The following is a 17,884-nucleotide window of genomic DNA, read 5'->3' as shown; positions in this document are numbered from 1 at the left end:
TTTCTAATCCAAAGTATTTATTGTTTCAAAATACACTTTTGAGCACAAACCTAAAAGCCTTAAAAACTCAAGGTAAAAGTAGCGCCCTGATTGACACCGTCGCTCGAAGCGGTAATTCTTCCTTTGTATTTCTCGACGATGGTTTTACAAAGATACAGCCCAATTCCCGTCGAAGATTCGTTGGCCGTTCCGAGTTTTTTCTGGTTGGTGAATTTCTCAAATATGGCATCTTTCTGACGTTCCGTAAAACCCAATCCGGAATCCGTGACCACAATCTGCGTATGTCCATTCCTGACATCATAACGCAAATTGATCTGGCTTCCCGGATGTGAAAATTTAATCGCATTATCGACCAGATTGACCAATACACGAACGAGCAACTCGGGATGAATCAACAGTTCTTTTTTCTTGACTTCCATCGAAGAAATGAGCTCGATGTTCTTCAGCGCAAGTTGCTGTTGCACCTGTTCTAAAACTTGAGCATGAATCTTTTCAAATGAGATATTACGCACTTCAGGAATATTTTTGACGATTTCATCCTGCACTTTGAGCAGTTTTAAAAAACTTTCCATGAAATGCAGTTGCTGACTTGTAGATTGCGCTATAAGTCCTGCATACTCGGTAATTTGACCGGTGGGTTTTTCTTCCAATATCAATTGCGCTAACGACTGCGAATTGCCTGTAAATCGTTTTAAATCGTGCGACAAAAGATACATTAAATCCTGTTTCTCTTTAATGTGTTTTTCATTGTCCTGAATGGTTTCGAGAATATTCCGCATCAACAAACCCGCTTCATCCTTAAATTCTATTGGTAACAAAGGCATCGTTCGGTCTTTCCTGTAATTCTTCAACGCATCCGAAGCGAGTTCTATGGGGCGAATCAGTCTTTTTAAAATGGTCAATGTAATCGCCGTAGCCACCAAAGTCATCACCAAAGCGAAAAGCAAAATCATCCAAGGCGATTCGGGTTGTGGCGCATAAAGCACAAAAAATAAAATGCCTATGAGCGGAATATGAATGCCGAGAAAAGCGATAAAAAGAAACTTAAAAGCATAACTGTTTTGCAGAAAACCAAACCGGGACAATCTTTTGTATAGTTGCATAAAGAGTAATTAGGTTCATAGATATACGATTGTTGTGTTGTTTAGTTTTTTAAAACTACGAAAGTTTTTTCAATGAACAGTAAATCAGTCAAATATCTTTACTAAATTCCAAAAAAAAGCCACCAATACAACAATGCATCGGTGGCTATAAGTAAAGTAAAACAGCTTATTTCGCCATCCTGTTCTCTAAAATTTTCTTAAACGAACGACCTCGAATTTCATCTAAAGTCAAGCCCGTCGCCAAAACTTCTTCCTCAGTAATCGCCCCGCTGTTGAGTGCACGCAAGAAATAATTCAACAAACCTTGTCCTGTGGCCGCATCATCGAATACATCGCCAATCAAAGTCGCGCGTGCCGCTTTATCCACAAACGTTTTCAGACGTTCTACAGCATCATCATAACTTTCCAAGAAAAACGCATACACCGCCGCATAACGCATCGGAAACTGCGCCGGATTCAAATCCCAGCCTTGGTAATAACCATTCCATAACGAATGACGGATATGATCATATCCTTTTTTCCACGCACGGTGCACGACTTGACGGTTTTCTTCTTCCTGTTGCGGCGTCAGATCACCGCGATGCGGGCCGATCGGCATCGTGTTCGTCGCTCCGTCGCTAAGCCAGATTCCTGTGTGTGCCAAAGCTACTTTAGTCATATGGTGTGCAAAATCGCAGACCGGGTGGTCCATTTCCTGATATTTAGCGGTAATGCTGCAACTTGCCGTGTAATCATAAGTGCCGAAATGCATCGCAACACAACGTCCTTGAGCCGCTTTGATGAATCGGTATAACGGGTTCGTTCCGTTAATGTCCATAATGGCTTGCGTAGTTTCGACCATCATTTCCATTTTTAGAATTCCTTTTGGCAATTTCAATTCTTCCTCTAAAATCGCAAAGCAATTCGCCAAAGTTTCCGGTTGTTGCGGAATCGTCACTTTAGGCAACATCACCACAAAATTATCAGGTAAAGCGCCTCCGGTTTCTTTGACCAAAGTCGTCAGAAAAATATCGAGCGTGCGCAAACCGCGTTCCTTCATTTCTTCGGTAAACGGCTTGATGCGGATTCCTATGAAAGGTGAAAGCGTCTTTTCTTTCATACCTTTAGCGACTTCAATAGCTGCGGTTACTGCTGTCGCGTCTTCTTCTTCATTGCTGCGGTTGCCATAACCGTCTTCAAAATCGATCCTGAAATCCTCAATCGCTTCCGACTTCAACTTCGCCACCACTTTATCATAAATGCGCTGGCTGAACTCTTTGCCACCGGTCAAACCGAACGCTTTTCCAAAAACTTCTGAATTCGGCGCATAAGTTTCGAGTATTTCAAGCGCACGATGTCCTAGAGCAATAGGCGCATCCGATTTAAAAAGATTAGCACCGCCATATAAAGTATGCACGGGTTGGCGATCGCTTCTGTCGCCGGGATAAATTTCGTTAAACGCACTATTCGCCTGGCTTAAGCTCTGAAATAGTTGGTCTTTTTTATGAGATGGAATGGTCATTATTTTATATTTTGAATGATAAATTTTGAATTTTGAATGATTAGAAGCTGATCCCGCTATCCACTAAATCTTTTGTTCTGAACGACAGAACAAAAGGATACCGCTACTATCGGGGCTAGAGTTTTCGTTAATATTCATATTTCGTTTTTTAAACTTAGAACAAAAATACCTGAAGTCCACCGGACTTCCTCCTCTTAATATCAAATTATCGGGGCTAGGCATCGGTTTTTAAATTAACTTCCGCGGTAAGTACTATACCCAAAAGGATTCACGAGCAAAGGAACGTGGTAATGCGTTTCGTCAAACGTGCTGAACAGGATTTCGACTTCGGGATAAAACGTTTTTAGGTTTTGTTTTCTGTAATAGCTTCCGGTATCGAAAACCATTTTATAAGTATCGGGTTTCAGGTTTTTCTGTTGCGGCAACAAATCCGGAATCCTGCCATCCGCATTCGTAATGCCTTGCGCTATGGTTTGCCAAACGCCGTTTTGCTTGCTTTGCAGTCGGATCGAAATGTCCTTTCCAGGCAAACCGACCGAAGTATCGAGCACGTGTGTCGTGATCTGACTCACTTTCAAAAACTGAAAATCCGCTTCCGTCAATAGTTTCTTGAATCGTATAATCGTGATTTTTTGCTGCTCGCCCATCGCTATGTTGCGCTCTTCTTCGACCGTATTTTGAAGCCTGTCCAACAACAACTGTAACATTTCAGTAGCCGATTTTCCGGTGGCGCAGACGATGAAAATAAAACCAAACTTATTTTCATAATCCGCATTGGCTTTGGCTAAAGCTTCAATGGTTTCAAAAGTAGCCACCGCAACGCCCGCTTGCTCTTTACCCGCAAATTTTTCCGTCAAGCTTTTGACATCGCCAATTTTTGGATGGTGTGTAAACGATTCGAGCCAATCCGTTTCATTACATTGCTCATACCAAATGCGCGTCGCTTCATCGACCAATTGTTTTTCATTGGTAAACGGAAAAAGCGACAGCATCGCATCGGCCCATTTTGTCGAACCACAACAGGCGAACAAATGTTGCCTTGCCGTTTCTTTATCTAAAGTATTGAATGCTGCTAATGTCATAATATTTTTATTTCAAACTGGCGCCTTGCTCAATCCAACAACGAATCATATCGCGCTCTTCTTGGGTAATATTGGTTTTGTTGTTCTGAGGCATCGTTTTGGTCACGACGACGCGTTGCATAATTAAATCTTTTTTCTTTAAAATATCTTCCGGCGTGTCATACATAACGCCATTTGGAGCAATTTTATACACATCATCGGTCGGATTTGCGGAATGGCATTGCGTACATCTTTTTTGGATAATCGCATTGACTTCGGTGAACGAAACTTCTTTCTTGCATTCATACGGATTCGTAGTCGGCGCCGAAATAAAACAAGCCGCCAGAAGTATCACGACCGAAACCGGCAAAATCCAGACGTTGAGTTGCTTTTTTTCTTTCAGATTGAGGTAATGCTTCACGCCTGCCGCGCCCAGCGAAATGACCGCCAAAATAAGCCAAGGATATTCATAGCCAAAAGTCGACGGAAAGTGGTTGCTGACCATCACGAACAAAACCGGCAACGTGAAATAGTTGTTGTGTAGTGAACGCGCCAAAGCATTTTTCCCCAAAGTCGGGTCTAAAGGCAAGCCCATTTTAGCGGCGTGCACCATCGCTTTCTGCGCCGGAATGATGACGAAAAATACATTCGCGACCATAATTCCTCCAATCATCGCTCCGAAATGAATATAAGCCGCACGGCTGCTGAATACATGGCAATAAAACGCAGCAAACGCAATGAGAATCAAAAATCCTACAATCGAAAACAACAGTTGGTTTTTAATCAGTCTTGATTTGCACATCAGATCGTAAATCAGCCAGGAGACTACAAACGATCCGATTCCTATTAAGATGCCTTGCGTCGCGGTAATGTCCAATACATTCTTGTCAATCAAAAGCGCCGAAGCATTGAAATAATAAACTACAAACAACAAGCAGAAACCAGAAAGCCAAGTAAAATAAGCTTCGTATTTAAACCAATGCAAATGTTTCGGGATTTCTTTCGGGGCGATTTTGTATTTCTCCACATAGTAAAATCCACCGCCGTGCACTGCCCAAAGGTTTCCGGCCAATTCATCGCGTACATTTTCGGTTCTGTTCAACGCATTTTCAAGAAATACAAAGTAAAAAGATGCGCCAATCCAAGCGATTCCGAACGTAATGTGCATCAAACGAATGACGATATTGAGCCATTCCATCATATGGCTTTCTAGCGGCGTTCCGAGTACTAAAAGATACGTATTCACAAGTATCCCGAGAATCGCGAACAGCATTCCGGTATACATATAGTTGAGGCTCGTCGTTTTGATGGTTTCATCGTCATCGGAACTTTCTTTCGATTTCCAAAACCTGAAACCCGGCATCTTATAAGACAGATAACCCAACGTAATCAGGATGCCAAAGTAAACGGCATACAACACCAGCAATATAAAAATATTGACCTTCACTATCGGACGATTTTTCCAAAGATTCTCAATCGGCTCACACCTCCGTCAGGGAAAATATTGAGTCTGACATGCGTGATGACTTGCCCTTTGTTGATTTTATTCTCGAATTCGTGTATAAAATCAGCGTTGAGTTTTTGCTGCGGCAACAGCATTTGCCAATCGGCGTTTTCAAGATTATCGGTAGCCGAATGACAAGCCTCAATCGAACAACTGTCGGGATAATTGCCTTTGAAATGACAAGTATCGACGACAATTCTGTCAACCAATCCCTGATGCGCAAGTTTTAAAATCACCCAGTCGCGGTTGTTCGGCGTACGGTTTCTTTTGGTTTCCCAGCCGTCGCCCATATTCGCGCCACGGTTCGGCATGATTAAGTTGCTCATGGCGCTGAAGAACATATCGTTGCACGCAATCGCTTGACCACCATTGATCGCAGCCGCCAAATCAATCGATTCTGAAGTGGATACGGCGTCCCAGTTTTTGAACACTTCGCCATAAACCCGGAATCTTGCGACACCGCCATCTGGATAAATATGCAATCTTAAATGCGTGAAAATCTCATCACTGGCACATTCGTAAAAATTCTGTGAACCTGCATCGAGATGTGATTTTGGGAGAATTTCCTTCCACGCTACATTGTCCCAATCGGTGATTCCTTCGGTGCTTTCAAGGTTGACAGCCTCAATAGAAGCGTGTGGCGGATGGTTGCCTAAAAAGAAATTGGTATCGATGTCGAAACCGGTGATTTTCCCGGAGGTTGCCAATTGAATCACTGCCCAATCGTGTCCGGGCGTTCTTTTTCTGCGGCTTTCCCAACCGTCCATCCATTTGCCGCGGTCGGTATATTTGTCGGTGATAAAAATGCCTCGTGTCGGAGCAATCAAATTTTCTTTTTCTGCGAAGAAATCGTCCGTCGCATACAATACTTTCCCGCCGAGTCTTTCAGCAGCTAAGTCCGTTAATTGGGTGAATGCCGGAGATTCCTTGATGATTTCTTTTACTTTCTCAAAAGCCATTGTCCTTTATTTTTGTTTTGATTTTTTCCGCTACGCTCCAAACAGTTCGGCTGCGCCTCGGGTGATTCATTTTGATAAACGGTTTCGCCATTCACAATCGTTTCATGAACAACACCACTCAAGTTTTGTGCAATATAGGGACTTATTTTATGTCTAAAAAAAATGGAAGCCTCATTTACAACGTTTGCGCTGTGCGGATTCCAAATGACTATGTCAGCATCTTTTCCTACGGCAATTAATCCTTTCTTATCTGCTTTGATGAATTGCGCCGGTTTCGAAGTGACCAAAGGAATAAATTGCTCCAAAGTCATCATTTCTTTCAAAGCCGTCCACGAAGCTGAAAGCAAAAACTGGATTCCGGCGATTCCGCCCCACGCTTTTTTGAGATTTCCGGTTGTGATTTCTTTCAAATCAGCGGGTGCCGGTGAATGGTCCGTCGTGATGAAATCCAAAACACCAGTCAGAAAAGCTTCCTTCAAATATTGGTTGTTGGCGCGTTCGCGAATTGGTGGCGCACATTTATATATCGTATGCGCGTCCGGAATTTCTTCGGCATCGAAATAAATATATTGCGAGCAGGTTTCCGCCGTAATCGGCAATCCTTCTTGTTTGGCGGCTTCAATTTTGGCTAAAGCTTCGTCGGCCGCGACATGAACAATATGTACAGGACATTTATGTTTTCTACACATGCGAATCATTAAATCGACTGCATCGTTTTCCCATTGTTTTGGGCGGCTTGCCAAATAATGCTTGTAACTTGTAGGATTGTTTTCGAAATCACAATCAACTTCGTTTTCGTATAGTTCACAATGTGCCAATAACGGCAAGTTGTATTTTGCTATAATCGGCATCGCTTCGTCTAAATCTTTTTCAGTGACGTTTGGAAATTCATCGATACCCGAATGCGTCAGAAAGCATTTCACGCCCACAACTCCGGCTTGAATCAGTGATTCTAAATGAGGCGCATTTCCGGGAATCAATCCAGCATAAAAACCAACATTGACATTCATTTTCCCTTTCGAAGCTTCAAGTTTTTGTTCAAAAGCATCAAGCGTTGTCGTGACCGGACTTGCGTTCAAAGGCATATCGATAATCGTTGTCGTTCCGCCAGCTGCAGCGGCTTGGGTTGCGGTATAAAAACCTTCCCAATCGGTGCGCCCAGGTTCGTTGATATGCACATGAACATCAATCACGCCGGGCATGATGACGTGATTTCCAAAATCTTCAGCGCCGTTTAATTTTTCGAAATGAATTGCAGTAATGGTTCCGTTGCTGAAACTCACGGTCGCTGGTTGCAATCGGTTTTCAACCCAAACGTTTTCACTGTATATGCTTCTTTGTTGCAAGTTATTTTATTTTAGTTTTTCTGAATTGCAAACCTACAAATATAGATTTTAATCAAAAAAATACAAGTTTTATTGGTAATTATTGAATCAAAATTTCTTAGCGTCTTTGTGTCTTTGCGAGCCAATTTTTTATCTCACAAAGACGCAAAGGCGCAAAGTTTAAAATGATTTAGATGTAAGAAATTAGCCTCCAATCGCAATCATGCTCCGGTTTTTGGAGAACAAATCGGGATTCTGGAATTTCGAATCGTCATCCATGCCGCCACGCACCGCTTTTTTGGCGAGCAGGTTTTGTTCGATCAAAGGTAAAATCGATTCGCCAGAACGCAAAGTTTCGAGCAAAGCAGTTTCGGAATTCGAGAAAAGGCAGTTCTTCAATTTTCCGTCGGCCGTCAATCGGATGCGGTTGCAAGTGCTGCAAAACGGATTCGTAACCGAACTAATGATCGCAAAACTTCCGAAATGCGATTTGATTTTGAAGTTTTTAGCCGTGTCGTTTGGCGCGTCGGTCAGGCGCTCAATTTCATGAAATGGATATGCTGATTGGATGGTTTCGAGGATTTGCGAGTAAGTCACCAATTTCGATTTGTCCCATTGGTTGCCGTTGAAAGGCATGAATTCTATAAAGCGGATTTGAATATTCTTGAATTTCGTCAACGCAATAAAATCGATGATTTCATCCTCATTAAAACCTTGCATCAAAACCACATTGAGCTTGACTTTAAAGTTGTGTTGAAGCAACAAATCGATGTTTTCCATAACCGTAGCGAAGTAATTCCTTCTCGTAATCCGATTGAATTTCTCTTCGACCAAACTGTCTATGCTGATATTGACGGTATGAATTCCTGCTTCTTTAAAAGTATCGATGAAATCAGAAACCAGAATGCCGTTGGTTGTAATCGTAAGATTGACGCCCAATTTCCCCAAACGCAAAATAATCGCTTTCGCGTCTTTCCTTACTAAAGGTTCGCCGCCCGTCAAACGAATTTTTTTAACCCCAAAATTAACAAACGTTTCAGCAATTTGAAGGATTTCGTCTGCTGTCATCAAATGCGGTTTCGGAGTCAGCGCGATGCCTTCTTCGGGCATACAATACGTGCAGCGCAGGTTGCAGTGTTCCGTAATCGAAATGCGCAGGTAATCGTGGTGGCGTCCTAGTGAATCCTCCAAAAACGTACTATTTTCCATGGTTGAAGCCGTTCAGGATTTGAAACAAATGCAACACCGACGGAAAAACCGCATCGATAGATTCCGCCGCGCCAGTAGTTGAACCCGGTAATGCCATTAACAACGTATCGCCTTTAAAACCAACGACTGAACGTGACAACATCGCATAAGGTGTGCGTTCTTGTCCGTAGGAACGAATCGCTTCCTCAATGCCCGGAATGCGTCGGTCGAGCAATGGAACAATGGCTTCGGGCGTAACGTCATTATGCGATAAACCTGTGCCTCCAGTGAGAATAATTAAATCGGCTTTTTGGTTTTGGATTTGTTTTTGAATGGTTTCAATATCGTCAGGAATGATGGTATAACTGGAAACCGACAATCCGAATTTTTGAAGTTTTTCGACGATGACTTTTCCTGAACTATCTTCTTTGGTGCCCTCGGAAACGCTGTCGGAGCAAACAATCACGGCCACTGATAAATTTGAATAATCTTTATTGGAATAATCTGAATTTCCTCCTTTTTTATGAAGCAATTTTATATTCGAAATTTCAACATTTTTATCGATGGGCTTGAGCATATCGTAAACCGTCAACGCCACTATGGATGCGCCGTGCATGGCTTCGACCTCAACGCCCGTTTTGTAAATCGTTTTGACCGTGACTTCAATCTGAATCGAATTTTCCAGACATTCGATCTCAATTCCGGTGAACTCAATCGGCATCGGATGGCAATCGGGAATCGCATTCGAAGTGTTTTTCACGGCAAACAATCCCGCAGTTTTGGCAACCGAAAGCACATCGCCTTTGGGAACGGTTTTTTCAAGAACAGCTTTAATGGTTTCGGGCGAACCGACTTTGACAATCGCTTGTGCGACCGCCGTTCTTAAAGTTGTGATTTTATGCGTGATGTCGACCATTTTAAGTGTTTTTTTTCCAGGTGTAAGTATCGTCTTCGAAAAGCTCTTTTCCGAAAACCGGTGCTTTCTCTTTAATCGCTTCGACCAAATATTCCAAAGCTTCGTAAGTCACTTTTCTTCTTGGCGCCGAAACGAAAACGAACAGGCAAATCTCGCCGGCTTTGACCAAACCCAAACTGTGATAAATGTGCAGGCAAGTCAAATCGAATCTTTCAAAAGCGGCTTCGCGGATTTCGTAGAAATTTGCTTCTGCCATTTCTTCGTAAGCGGAATAGTCGATGGCGACGACCGTTTTTCCGTCAATCACATCAGCACGCACTTGTCCTAAAAAAATATTGTGCGCACCAATCGTGGTTTTGCTCTGATGTTTCGCAATCGATGCGCTTATAAAATCAGACGAAATCGCGCCCGAAACAAACGATGTTTTTTTTGGTTTGGTGGTCGACATAAGATTTAAATTGGTTGTATTTCGGATAAAGCTTCACTGCCATTTTCGAGATGAAACACAGTCGTGAAACCGTTTTTCATGAGGTAATTGGCGGCCAGTAAACTTTTATTTCCGTAAGGACAAAATAAGATAATTTTTTGGTTTTTATCCCTGTTTTGCAAATAGTTTTCGAGTTGATTTAAGGGAACATTCTGAATGTTGGTTCCTTGTATTTTGGAATCTTCGTGCGCTTCCGTAAGATCAATAATCAACGTAGATGCATCGTTGATAACTTCATAAAAAGAAGTTGCAGCAATGCTCTTGACCGTTTTCCTTTTGCGGTTTAAAATATCGATGCCGCGCAACAATCCGTTTTGAACTTCGAGCGGATTTTTTTGGATTTCGAGCGTTTGCATTTGGTGTCGCAATCCGTCATAAACTAGCAATTTTCCGCTTAAAACTTCTCCGATTCCCAAAATGATTTTGAGGACTTCCGTAGCTTGCAAAATTCCTAAAGTATTGGGTAGAATTCCCAAAATGCCAGTTTCGTTGCAATTTGAATTTTCATTTAAACCTTCTTTTTCGGGAAACAAACAACGATACGTCGGTCCAAGCCCATAATTGAATACTGAAAGCTGCCCTTCAAAACGATGCACGGAACCGTAAACCATAGGAATCTTTTTGGCCAAAGCGACGTCATTGATGAGATAACGCGTGGCAATATTATCGGTACAATCTACAATGATTTCAAAGCCTTCGGCGATTTCGAACGCATTTTGAGGTGTGAAATGATTTAAAAATGGCATTACTTTCACTTGCGGATTTTGTCTTGAAATGACTTCTGCAGCAACGGTTGCTTTATGTTTTCCGCAATCCGATGGAATATACAACACCTGTCGGTGCAGATTGCTTTCTTCGATTAGATCGCCATCCACAATACCGATACAACCCACGCCAGCCGCAGCCAAATGTTGCAGAACGGGACAACCCAAACCACCGGCGCCGATGACCAATACTTTGGCTTCGGTGAGTTTTTGCTGGCCTTCGGTTCCGATTTCGGGTAAGGCGATTTGTCGTTCGTAGCGTTTCATTTTTGAGTTGCTGAGGTTCTAGCCGCCTGAAAATGGTGGCAATAAAGCTATTTCGTCTTGATCTTGAAGCGTTTCATTTTGGTTCGTCAGCTTTTGATTTATAGCTAATGAATAAGTTGTATTCTTAATTTCGGGATATAACTGTTCCAAATGAAATTGCAAGGATTGTATCGAATTTACAGCATCACTCAAAGTAAATGTTTCTTCTTTTTTTGAAGTAACATCCGCGATGATTCCGAAGTATTTTACCGTAATATCCATCTTAAGTCGTGTATAATTTCAAAATTGCGATGCCTAAAACAAAAGCCAAAACATTTCGCAAAGTAACCGTATTGAATTTTTTACTGCCGTAATAACTTCCCAAAATGCCGCCAATCAAAACCACGCCAATCACGACAGCCGAAGACAATGGCAAACTGCCGCCTTTCGAGACGAAACCAAAAAGCCCCGCAATCGAATTTACAAAAATAAACAAAGCCGAAACCGCCGCCGTTTGTTTCATATTCGCCCAACCCAAAAGCAGGATGACAGGACTTAGAATAATGCCGCCACCGATGCCGATCAATCCTGATAAGAATCCTATAATCGCTCCGATTAATAAGGCTAGTGGAAGATTAATGGGTTTCAAGTCAGAAGTTTCTTTCCCGAACAAACCGAGCAATCGCAATACGGCGACCAACAAAACGGAAGCTAAAATGACTTTGTAAATATGAATTTCCACGGTGAGCAAACCACCCAGGAATGAAAATGGAACTGATGTAATCGCAAACGGATAAAACAGCTTCCAGTCGAATTTTTTTTCACGGAAATAAAAGTAAAACGAAATCCCCGAAACAAGAATATTAAGTACCAAAGCTGTGGGTTTCATCACCGAAATCGGGAACGCAAAAAGGCTCATGATAGCGATATAGCCGCTCGCTCCACCGTGGCCTACACTCGCATAAAGAAACGCGATGATCGGCAACAGCAGTAATAACAAAGGCGAAGTGAATAAATCGGCCATCGGCATAATCGAATTTTTAACAACCCACAAAGATAACCACTTCTTTTGGCTATAAAAGATAAACGGCAACTTTATCGTTTTGCTTGAGTTCGTAATTACCGTGAGGCAAATAAACCAAAGCATTCGCGAGCGCAAATGAATCGAGCATCGAGGAATCCTGATGTAGCAGTATTTTAACTTCATCGTTTGAAACTATCGCTTTCAAGAATTGGTCGCGCGTATTGTTGACCGAATAATCATGCGCTATTTTCTTTTGAATTGTTGTTTCATACGAAGCTGTGATTCCTGACATTTTCTGAAGTGTCGGCAACACATAAATGTAAAAACAAGTCAGGCTCGCCGCCGGATTTCCGGGCAACGCGAATATCATTTTATCACCAGATTTTCCAGCCAATAAAGGCTTCCCGGGTTTTTGATTGACTTTATAGAATAAGGTTTCAACGTTTAAACTTTCCAAAGCTTTCCCGACAAAATCGTAATCCCCGACCGAAATACCTCCGGAAATTAGGATAACATCATTTTCTTGAATGGCGTTTTTTAATGTGGATTTCGTGTTTTCAAAGTCATCATCGACCTGATATAATTTGACATCGTTGAAATGCGCGTCGAGCAAGGCGGTTTGCAGCATAATGGCGTTGCTTTCGTAGACTTGGCCGTGTTTCAGAGGCTTTCCGGGCTGTACCAATTCATTACCAGTTACGACAATTCCGACAGTGGGTTTCTGATAAACTTTCACGGAAGTGAAGCCCAAACCTGCCAAGAGCCCAATCGATGCCGGATTTAAGAAAGTGCCTTTTTCGAGCGCGATGTCGTTTTGCCGAATCTGCGATCCTAAAGGCCGAACATTCGTTTCTTGCAAAACAGTTTCTTGTAAAATCAATTGGTTGCAGTCGGTCGAGACTTTTTCAATCTGAATCACAGCCTGCGCTGAATCCGGAACTGCTGCACCCGTAAATATTTTGACGGCTTGTCCGGGTTGAAGATGGATTGGATTGGAATCGCCGGCTTTGACTTCGCCTACAATTTCATACTCTAATTTTTCGTGCAACGAAAGCGCAAAACCATCCATGTTCGATTGGCGGAATGGCGGCATATTGATCGGTGACAAAACAGTTTCAGCCAATACATATCGACACGCATTGGCCAGTGGAATCTCAATTTCGTTGAATCGAAAATTCACGCCATTTAAAATCGAAAATGCTTCGTGGACTGCAATCATGACGTTTTATTTTTTACACTGATAAGTTGCGCCGCCACGCTGATGGCGATTTCCTGAGCCGATTCGCTTTTAATGTCGATGCCGATTGGCGAATATACTTTATCGAGTTGTTCCTGTGTAAAACCGTCAGCAAGCAAATGCGTGTAAAGTGTCGCGATTTTCTCCTTGCTGCCCATCATGCCGATGTATTTGAAACGGCGGTGCAGCAAGCGTCGGATGATGATTTCATCGGTGCGATAACCGAAAGACATGATCACGACATAGATGTTGTTGCCTTCGGGAATTTCGTGGTCGATATGTTCGAATTCGATGGTTTTTCGGAAATGCGCAAAAGTATTCGCTTCCATCGTATTGAGGTTTTCTCTGTGGTCGAGCATGTAGATTTCAAAGTCGAGTCGCGACAAAACTTCACTCAGTGCCAAACCCACGTGTCCGCCGCCGACAATATAAACGCGATTTGGTAATGCAACCGATTCGACGAATTCCCATTCGTGCTGCGCTGTGGGATGCAAATCGGTGTTAAAGCCTTTTTCGGTGTATCGGATGTGGTGGTTTTTCTTGCTTACAATCGAATCGATAATCGGAATATGTTCGGTATTCAAATCATAAAAAGCAATCGTCTGCTGCCCGGAACAAATCATCCCAGATTGATCTATTGGTGCTGATTTGTCGTGAATCTGGTGTTTGATGAAAGGACGGAATGCAGCTTTGGTCAGAAGATTTTGTGCGTATTCGACGAGCTTGTGTTCCATAATACCGCCGCCGATCGTACCAAACATACGTTTTTTGGAAACCGCCATCTTGAAGCCTTTTCTTCCTGGGCTGCTGCCTTCATTGGCGATGACGACCATGAGAATTAGCCGCTGTTCTTGTTGCAATAGCTCGCGAACGCTTTTATAAAAATCTAAAACCATGGGTTTGGCGTGTTACTTTTTATAAAGATCCATCAGCACTTTTTCCGGAGTGTAAGGCGCATTAACCGCTAAATCGGCTGTTGGATTGAACGCTTTGACCGCATCGCGAATCGCGAAATAAGCGCCAAGTCCGTACATCAATGGTGGTTCTCCGACTGCTTTTGATTTTTTGACCGCAAGTTCGTGTCCCTCAGTTTCCAAATGCGTGATGTTAATTTGTTTCGGAACCGAATAAATGTCGGGCACTTTATAAGTAGAAAGCGCATTTGACAGCAATCGGCCTTGATTGTTATAAACGATTTCTTCAAGCGTCATCCAGCCGATGCCTTGCACCAGTCCGCCTTCGATCTGGCCGTTATCGACGTCTTTGTTCATGCTTTTTCCAAAGTCATGAACGACATTCACTTGGTCGAAATCGTAAGTTCCTTTCAGGCAATCTACGGTTACTTCCAAAATTGCGGTTCCATAAACATGGTAAGCAAACGGATGGCCTTTCTCTTTGGTTTTATCGTAATGAATCGTTGGCGTGGCGTAATGTGCGTTTTCAGTCAAAGCGACTCTCAGCACAAAAGCTTTCATCACTAAATCGGGCCAACTGATTTCCGTAGCTTCATCGTTGGCGAAAACAAATTCGTCGTTGATTTGTATTTTCTCGGTATTCAATTCTTTTTGGGCGACCGCAATCAAACGTTCGAGCAAAGCGTTGCAGGCCATTTGCAAAGCCTTTCCGTTAAGATCGGCTCCGGCACTTGCAGCGGTTGGTGAAGTATTGGCAACCCTCAAAGTATTCGTCGATTCTATGCGGACGCGTGAAGCACTGATACCAAAAGTTTCGGTAACGATTTGTAATAATTTGGTGTTGACGCCCTGCCCCATTTCGACGGCGCCGGTACTTACGACAACACTTCCGTCGTGGTAAATATGCACTAATGCGCGCGCATGGTTCATCATCGTGTTGGTAAATGAAATCCCGAAACAAATCGGCTGTACGGCCAATCCTTTTTTATACCGTGAATTCGCAGCGTTGAAATCGGCGACGCGTTTTTTCTGAGCTTCGTATTGGTAAGTCGATGTACACGCTTCCCAAGAAGCATGCGCATTGGTTTGCTGTAGAATTTGCCCGTAAGACAATTCATCGCCATCAACTACTAAGTTCTTTTTTTGGATTACCGCCGGGCTCACGCCTAACGATTCCGCAGCTTTGACTATTGCAGCTTCAATAGCGAATTTTCCTTGCGGACCACCAAATCCACGGAAAGCGGTGTTGGGCGGCAAATTGGTTTTGCAACTATAGGCTTTAGCGTTTACATTAGGAATAAAATAGGCGTTAGTGGAATGAAATAAAGTACGTTCCATCACCGCTGGTGACAAATCTGCGGCAGCTCCGGCATTTTGATAATGCGTCACTTCATAAGCCAAAATCTTCAGCTCTTTCGACAACCCGATTTTGAAATCCGCGGAATACGGGTGGCGTTTTCCGGTCATGCGCATATCATCCATGCGGTGCATCGACATTTTTACAGGTTTGTGTAAAAGCTGCGTCGCTAATCCGACCATTACAGCCCAAGGTGTTGCTTGGTCTTCTTTTCCACCGAAACCGCCGCCGAGACGAACGGTATCGATTTCAATTTTATGCATCGGAATGCCCAATACTCTGGCGACCATTCTCTGGACTGCGGTCGGCCCTTGCGTGGAAGATGAAATGACAATGCTGCCATCTTCTTTCGGTCGTGCATAAGCGCCTTGTGTTTCTATATATAAATGTTCCTGTCCGTTGACATCGGATCGCCCTTCGAAAATATGTTCGCATTGTGCCCAAGCTTCTTCTATATTTCCGAGTTTGAAATTGCGCGGTGGCATAATCAGTTTGCCTTTTGCCTGCGCTTCCCGAGGATCAACGATGACGGGCAATTCCTCGTATACAACTTCAATGAGTTTGGCAGCTTGTCGGCAATGATGCTCTGAAGTTCCTACAATCAAAGCGATGACTTGTCCACGGAAATGTACTTCACCTTCAGCAAATAATGGTTCGTCGGGAATGATGCCACCGATTTGATTTTCGCCCGGGATGTCTTTAGCGGTCAATATGGATACAATGCCTTTCGCTTTTGAAGCTGCGTCGTAATTGATGCTTTTGATTTTAGCATGCGCAACGGTAGCATCGAAAGGCAAAGCGTATAAAGTGCCTTGCAATTCCTGAATGTCGTCAAGGTAAATCGATTTTCCTTTGACGTGGTTTTGTGCGTCTATATTGATCATATCAAATCGTCCATTTTTATAGTATCGGGAAACAGTGTGATGAAATGCGAGAAAAACAACTGACGCCCAAGCAATCTTTTATAAGTTTCCGTGCCACGCGCGTCGCTGATCGGCGACAATTCGCTTTGCAGGATTTGTTCGGCTTGCAAAATCGTTTCCGTATTGATTGATTTTCCGTTAAGGAATTCGCTCGTTTTTGCCAGGTATTTTGGAATCGGACCGACGCCACCCATAGAAACTTGCGCTTCGTTGATGGTTTGGTTTTCGACTTTAATGTAAAAGGCAGTATTGACGCTCGCAATGTCTAAATATTGGCGTTTACACACTTTCTCAAAATGGAACTGGCTTCCGTTATTCGGGATTTCAAAAGTGATTTCAGTGATGATTTCGTCGGCTTTCTTGTCGAGCGTTTTGTAGCCCAAATAGAAATTTTTAAGTGGCACTTGGCGACTAACATTCGCTTTGTTGGCTAGTGTCAGTTGCGCTTTTAATGCCAATAATATAATTGTAAAATCTCCGATGGGCGAACCGTTGGCGAGGTTTCCTGCAATCGTAGCGATGTTTCGGATTGGCGTCGAAGACAATAATTTCATGTACTGATACCAATTCGGAATCGATGCGAGCAAGGTTTCATTTTGCATCAGATCAGTAACCGTAACGGAAGATTTGATGGTGCAAAGTGAGCCGTTGAAACTAATGCCATTCAACGCAGTTCTGTCGAACAGATATTCCAAATCCATGGCGTGCATGTCGTCGTGTTTCTGCACATATAAATCGGTTCCGCCTCCAATAGGAACGGCGCCTTGACTCGCAAACGCTTCGGTTTTGATTTCACTTAATCTGGCTTCAATGCGTGTAAAATAATCGGGAATAAAATTGTTTTTGACGAGCCATTCAAGCGGTTGGCTTTGATCTTTTTGCTTCAATTGCTCGGTGAATTTTGCCGCCGCGCGTTCAATCGATTTGTAACCCGTGCAACGACAGATGTTGCCATCAATCGCACTGATCGCATTATCGTAAGTAACGTCCGTGCTATTCAACGCAAAACCGCACATCGAGTTCACGAAACCCGGCGTACAGAAACCGCATTGCGTGCCCGAACATTCGACCATCGCTTGTTGTGCCTGATTGAGTTTGTCATTCAAATTGATACCTTCGACCGTCACGACATGTTTGCCATGCACGTTCGGAAGTGGTGTCAGACAGGAAGTCGCGCTGATGTATTCGAGTTTGCCGTTTTTTAGTGAACCGATCAAAATCGTACACGCACCACAATCGCCTTCACGGCATCCGATTTTAGTGCCGCGCAAATTTTCGTCATAGCGGATAAAATCGAGCAAAGTCGTACTCGCCGCTTTGTCGGTCTCAATCAGCCGGTTATTTAATAGGAATTGGATCATGAATCAGTATAAAA

The 17,884-nt window shown here is 43.1% G+C and carries 16 protein-coding genes; all 16 read right to left on the bottom strand.

The window, feature by feature from the left end; genetic code table 11:
• Positions 1-59 precede the first annotated feature (59 nt).
• On the bottom strand, positions 60-1,103 hold the full coding sequence (locus Q0058_RS13995) for a HAMP domain-containing sensor histidine kinase (RefSeq protein ID WP_298225008.1): 1,044 nt from the start codon (positions 1,101-1,103) through the stop codon (positions 60-62).
• A 166-nt stretch (positions 1,104-1,269) separates the two neighbouring features.
• Positions 1,270-2,604 carry a hypothetical protein gene (locus Q0058_RS13990; protein ID WP_298225006.1) on the bottom strand — a complete coding sequence of 445 codons (1,335 nt, stop codon included), beginning with the start codon at positions 2,602-2,604 and terminating at the stop codon, positions 1,270-1,272.
• Between the two features lie 233 nt (positions 2,605-2,837).
• The gene (uraD, locus tag Q0058_RS13985; RefSeq protein ID WP_298225004.1) at positions 2,838-3,686 is read right to left on the bottom strand and encodes a 2-oxo-4-hydroxy-4-carboxy-5-ureidoimidazoline decarboxylase; all 849 of its coding nucleotides are present in this window, start codon (positions 3,684-3,686) and stop codon (positions 2,838-2,840) included.
• Positions 3,687-3,693: 7 nt separating this feature from the next.
• A complete protein-coding gene (locus Q0058_RS13980; protein ID WP_298225002.1) occupies positions 3,694-5,112 on the bottom strand; it encodes a urate hydroxylase PuuD in 1,419 nt (472 codons plus the stop codon).
• Positions 5,112-6,128: an allantoicase gene (gene alc, locus Q0058_RS13975; RefSeq protein WP_298225000.1), complete on the bottom strand. Its 1,017-nt coding sequence runs from the start codon at positions 6,126-6,128 to the stop codon at positions 5,112-5,114. The genes Q0058_RS13980 and alc overlap by 1 nt, the downstream gene beginning before the upstream one ends.
• The gene (allB, locus tag Q0058_RS13970) at positions 6,110-7,474 is read right to left on the bottom strand and encodes an allantoinase AllB (protein ID WP_298224998.1); all 1,365 of its coding nucleotides are present in this window, start codon (positions 7,472-7,474) and stop codon (positions 6,110-6,112) included. The genes alc and allB overlap by 19 nt, the downstream gene beginning before the upstream one ends.
• A gap of 183 nt (positions 7,475-7,657) precedes the next feature.
• Positions 7,658-8,662 (bottom strand): GTP 3',8-cyclase MoaA, encoded by a 1,005-nt coding sequence (moaA, locus tag Q0058_RS13965; RefSeq protein WP_298224995.1) that lies wholly within the window; start codon positions 8,660-8,662, stop codon positions 7,658-7,660.
• Complete coding sequence (moaCB, locus tag Q0058_RS13960; protein WP_298224994.1) at positions 8,652-9,557, bottom strand: bifunctional molybdenum cofactor biosynthesis protein MoaC/MoaB; 906 nt, start codon at positions 9,555-9,557, stop codon at positions 8,652-8,654. Before moaCB ends, moaA begins: the two co-directional genes overlap by 11 nt.
• A 1-nt stretch (position 9,558) precedes the next feature.
• On the bottom strand, positions 9,559-10,005 hold the full coding sequence (locus Q0058_RS13955; protein WP_298224992.1) for a molybdenum cofactor biosynthesis protein MoaE: 447 nt from the start codon (positions 10,003-10,005) through the stop codon (positions 9,559-9,561).
• Positions 10,006-10,010: 5 nt separating this feature from the next.
• Positions 10,011-11,075 carry a HesA/MoeB/ThiF family protein gene (locus Q0058_RS13950; RefSeq protein WP_298224990.1) on the bottom strand — a complete coding sequence of 355 codons (1,065 nt, stop codon included), beginning with the start codon at positions 11,073-11,075 and terminating at the stop codon, positions 10,011-10,013.
• An 18-nt stretch (positions 11,076-11,093) separates the two neighbouring features.
• Positions 11,094-11,336, bottom strand: coding sequence for a MoaD/ThiS family protein (locus tag Q0058_RS13945; RefSeq protein ID WP_298224988.1), 243 nt, complete (start codon positions 11,334-11,336; stop codon positions 11,094-11,096).
• A gap of 1 nt (position 11,337) precedes the next feature.
• The gene (locus Q0058_RS13940) at positions 11,338-12,078 is read right to left on the bottom strand and encodes a sulfite exporter TauE/SafE family protein (protein ID WP_298224986.1); all 741 of its coding nucleotides are present in this window, start codon (positions 12,076-12,078) and stop codon (positions 11,338-11,340) included.
• A 49-nt stretch (positions 12,079-12,127) separates the two neighbouring features.
• A complete protein-coding gene (glp, locus tag Q0058_RS13935) occupies positions 12,128-13,297 on the bottom strand; it encodes a gephyrin-like molybdotransferase Glp (RefSeq protein ID WP_298224984.1) in 1,170 nt (389 codons plus the stop codon).
• A complete protein-coding gene (locus tag Q0058_RS13930) occupies positions 13,294-14,211 on the bottom strand; it encodes an XdhC/CoxI family protein (RefSeq protein WP_298224982.1) in 918 nt (305 codons plus the stop codon). The genes glp and Q0058_RS13930 overlap by 4 nt, the downstream gene beginning before the upstream one ends.
• 12 nt (positions 14,212-14,223) lie before the next feature.
• Positions 14,224-16,470 carry a molybdopterin cofactor-binding domain-containing protein gene (locus tag Q0058_RS13925; protein WP_298224980.1) on the bottom strand — a complete coding sequence of 749 codons (2,247 nt, stop codon included), beginning with the start codon at positions 16,468-16,470 and terminating at the stop codon, positions 14,224-14,226.
• Positions 16,467-17,870, bottom strand: coding sequence for an FAD binding domain-containing protein (locus Q0058_RS13920; RefSeq protein WP_298224978.1), 1,404 nt, complete (start codon positions 17,868-17,870; stop codon positions 16,467-16,469). Before Q0058_RS13920 ends, Q0058_RS13925 begins: the two co-directional genes overlap by 4 nt.
• Between the last annotated feature and the right edge of the window lie 14 nt (positions 17,871-17,884).

The organism is Flavobacterium sp., from assembly GCF_027484705.1.
Taxonomy (GTDB): Bacteria; Bacteroidota; Bacteroidia; order Flavobacteriales; family Flavobacteriaceae; genus Flavobacterium.
Note: the sequence above shows the minus strand (reverse complement) of the source record. Positions and strands in the feature narration are given on the sequence as shown.

Bases quoted from the DNA above. Each gene is read 5' to 3' on its own strand.
- Q0058_RS13930 (WP_298224982.1), bottom strand. From the start codon at position 14,211: ATGGTTTTAGATTTTTATAAAAGCGTTCGCGAGCTATTGCAACAAGAA.
- Q0058_RS13920 (WP_298224978.1), bottom strand. From the start codon at position 17,870: ATGATCCAATTCCTATTAAATAACCGGCTGATTGAGACCGACAAAGCG.
- uraD (WP_298225004.1), bottom strand. From the start codon at position 3,686: ATGACATTAGCAGCATTCAATACTTTAGATAAAGAAACGGCAAGGCAA.
- Q0058_RS13955 (WP_298224992.1), bottom strand. From the start codon at position 10,005: ATGTCGACCACCAAACCAAAAAAAACATCGTTTGTTTCGGGCGCGATT.
- moaA (WP_298224995.1), bottom strand. From the start codon at position 8,662: ATGGAAAATAGTACGTTTTTGGAGGATTCACTAGGACGCCACCACGAT.
- Q0058_RS13950 (WP_298224990.1), bottom strand. From the start codon at position 11,075: ATGAAACGCTACGAACGACAAATCGCCTTACCCGAAATCGGAACCGAA.
- Q0058_RS13945 (WP_298224988.1), bottom strand. From the start codon at position 11,336: ATGGATATTACGGTAAAATACTTCGGAATCATCGCGGATGTTACTTCA.
- alc (WP_298225000.1), bottom strand. From the start codon at position 6,128: ATGGCTTTTGAGAAAGTAAAAGAAATCATCAAGGAATCTCCGGCATTC.
- moaCB (WP_298224994.1), bottom strand. From the start codon at position 9,557: ATGGTCGACATCACGCATAAAATCACAACTTTAAGAACGGCGGTCGCA.
- Q0058_RS13925 (WP_298224980.1), bottom strand. From the start codon at position 16,470: ATGATCAATATAGACGCACAAAACCACGTCAAAGGAAAATCGATTTAC.
- Q0058_RS13940 (WP_298224986.1), bottom strand. From the start codon at position 12,078: ATGGCCGATTTATTCACTTCGCCTTTGTTATTACTGCTGTTGCCGATC.
- Q0058_RS13995 (WP_298225008.1), bottom strand. From the start codon at position 1,103: ATGCAACTATACAAAAGATTGTCCCGGTTTGGTTTTCTGCAAAACAGT.
- Q0058_RS13990 (WP_298225006.1), bottom strand. From the start codon at position 2,604: ATGACCATTCCATCTCATAAAAAAGACCAACTATTTCAGAGCTTAAGC.
- glp (WP_298224984.1), bottom strand. From the start codon at position 13,297: ATGATTGCAGTCCACGAAGCATTTTCGATTTTAAATGGCGTGAATTTT.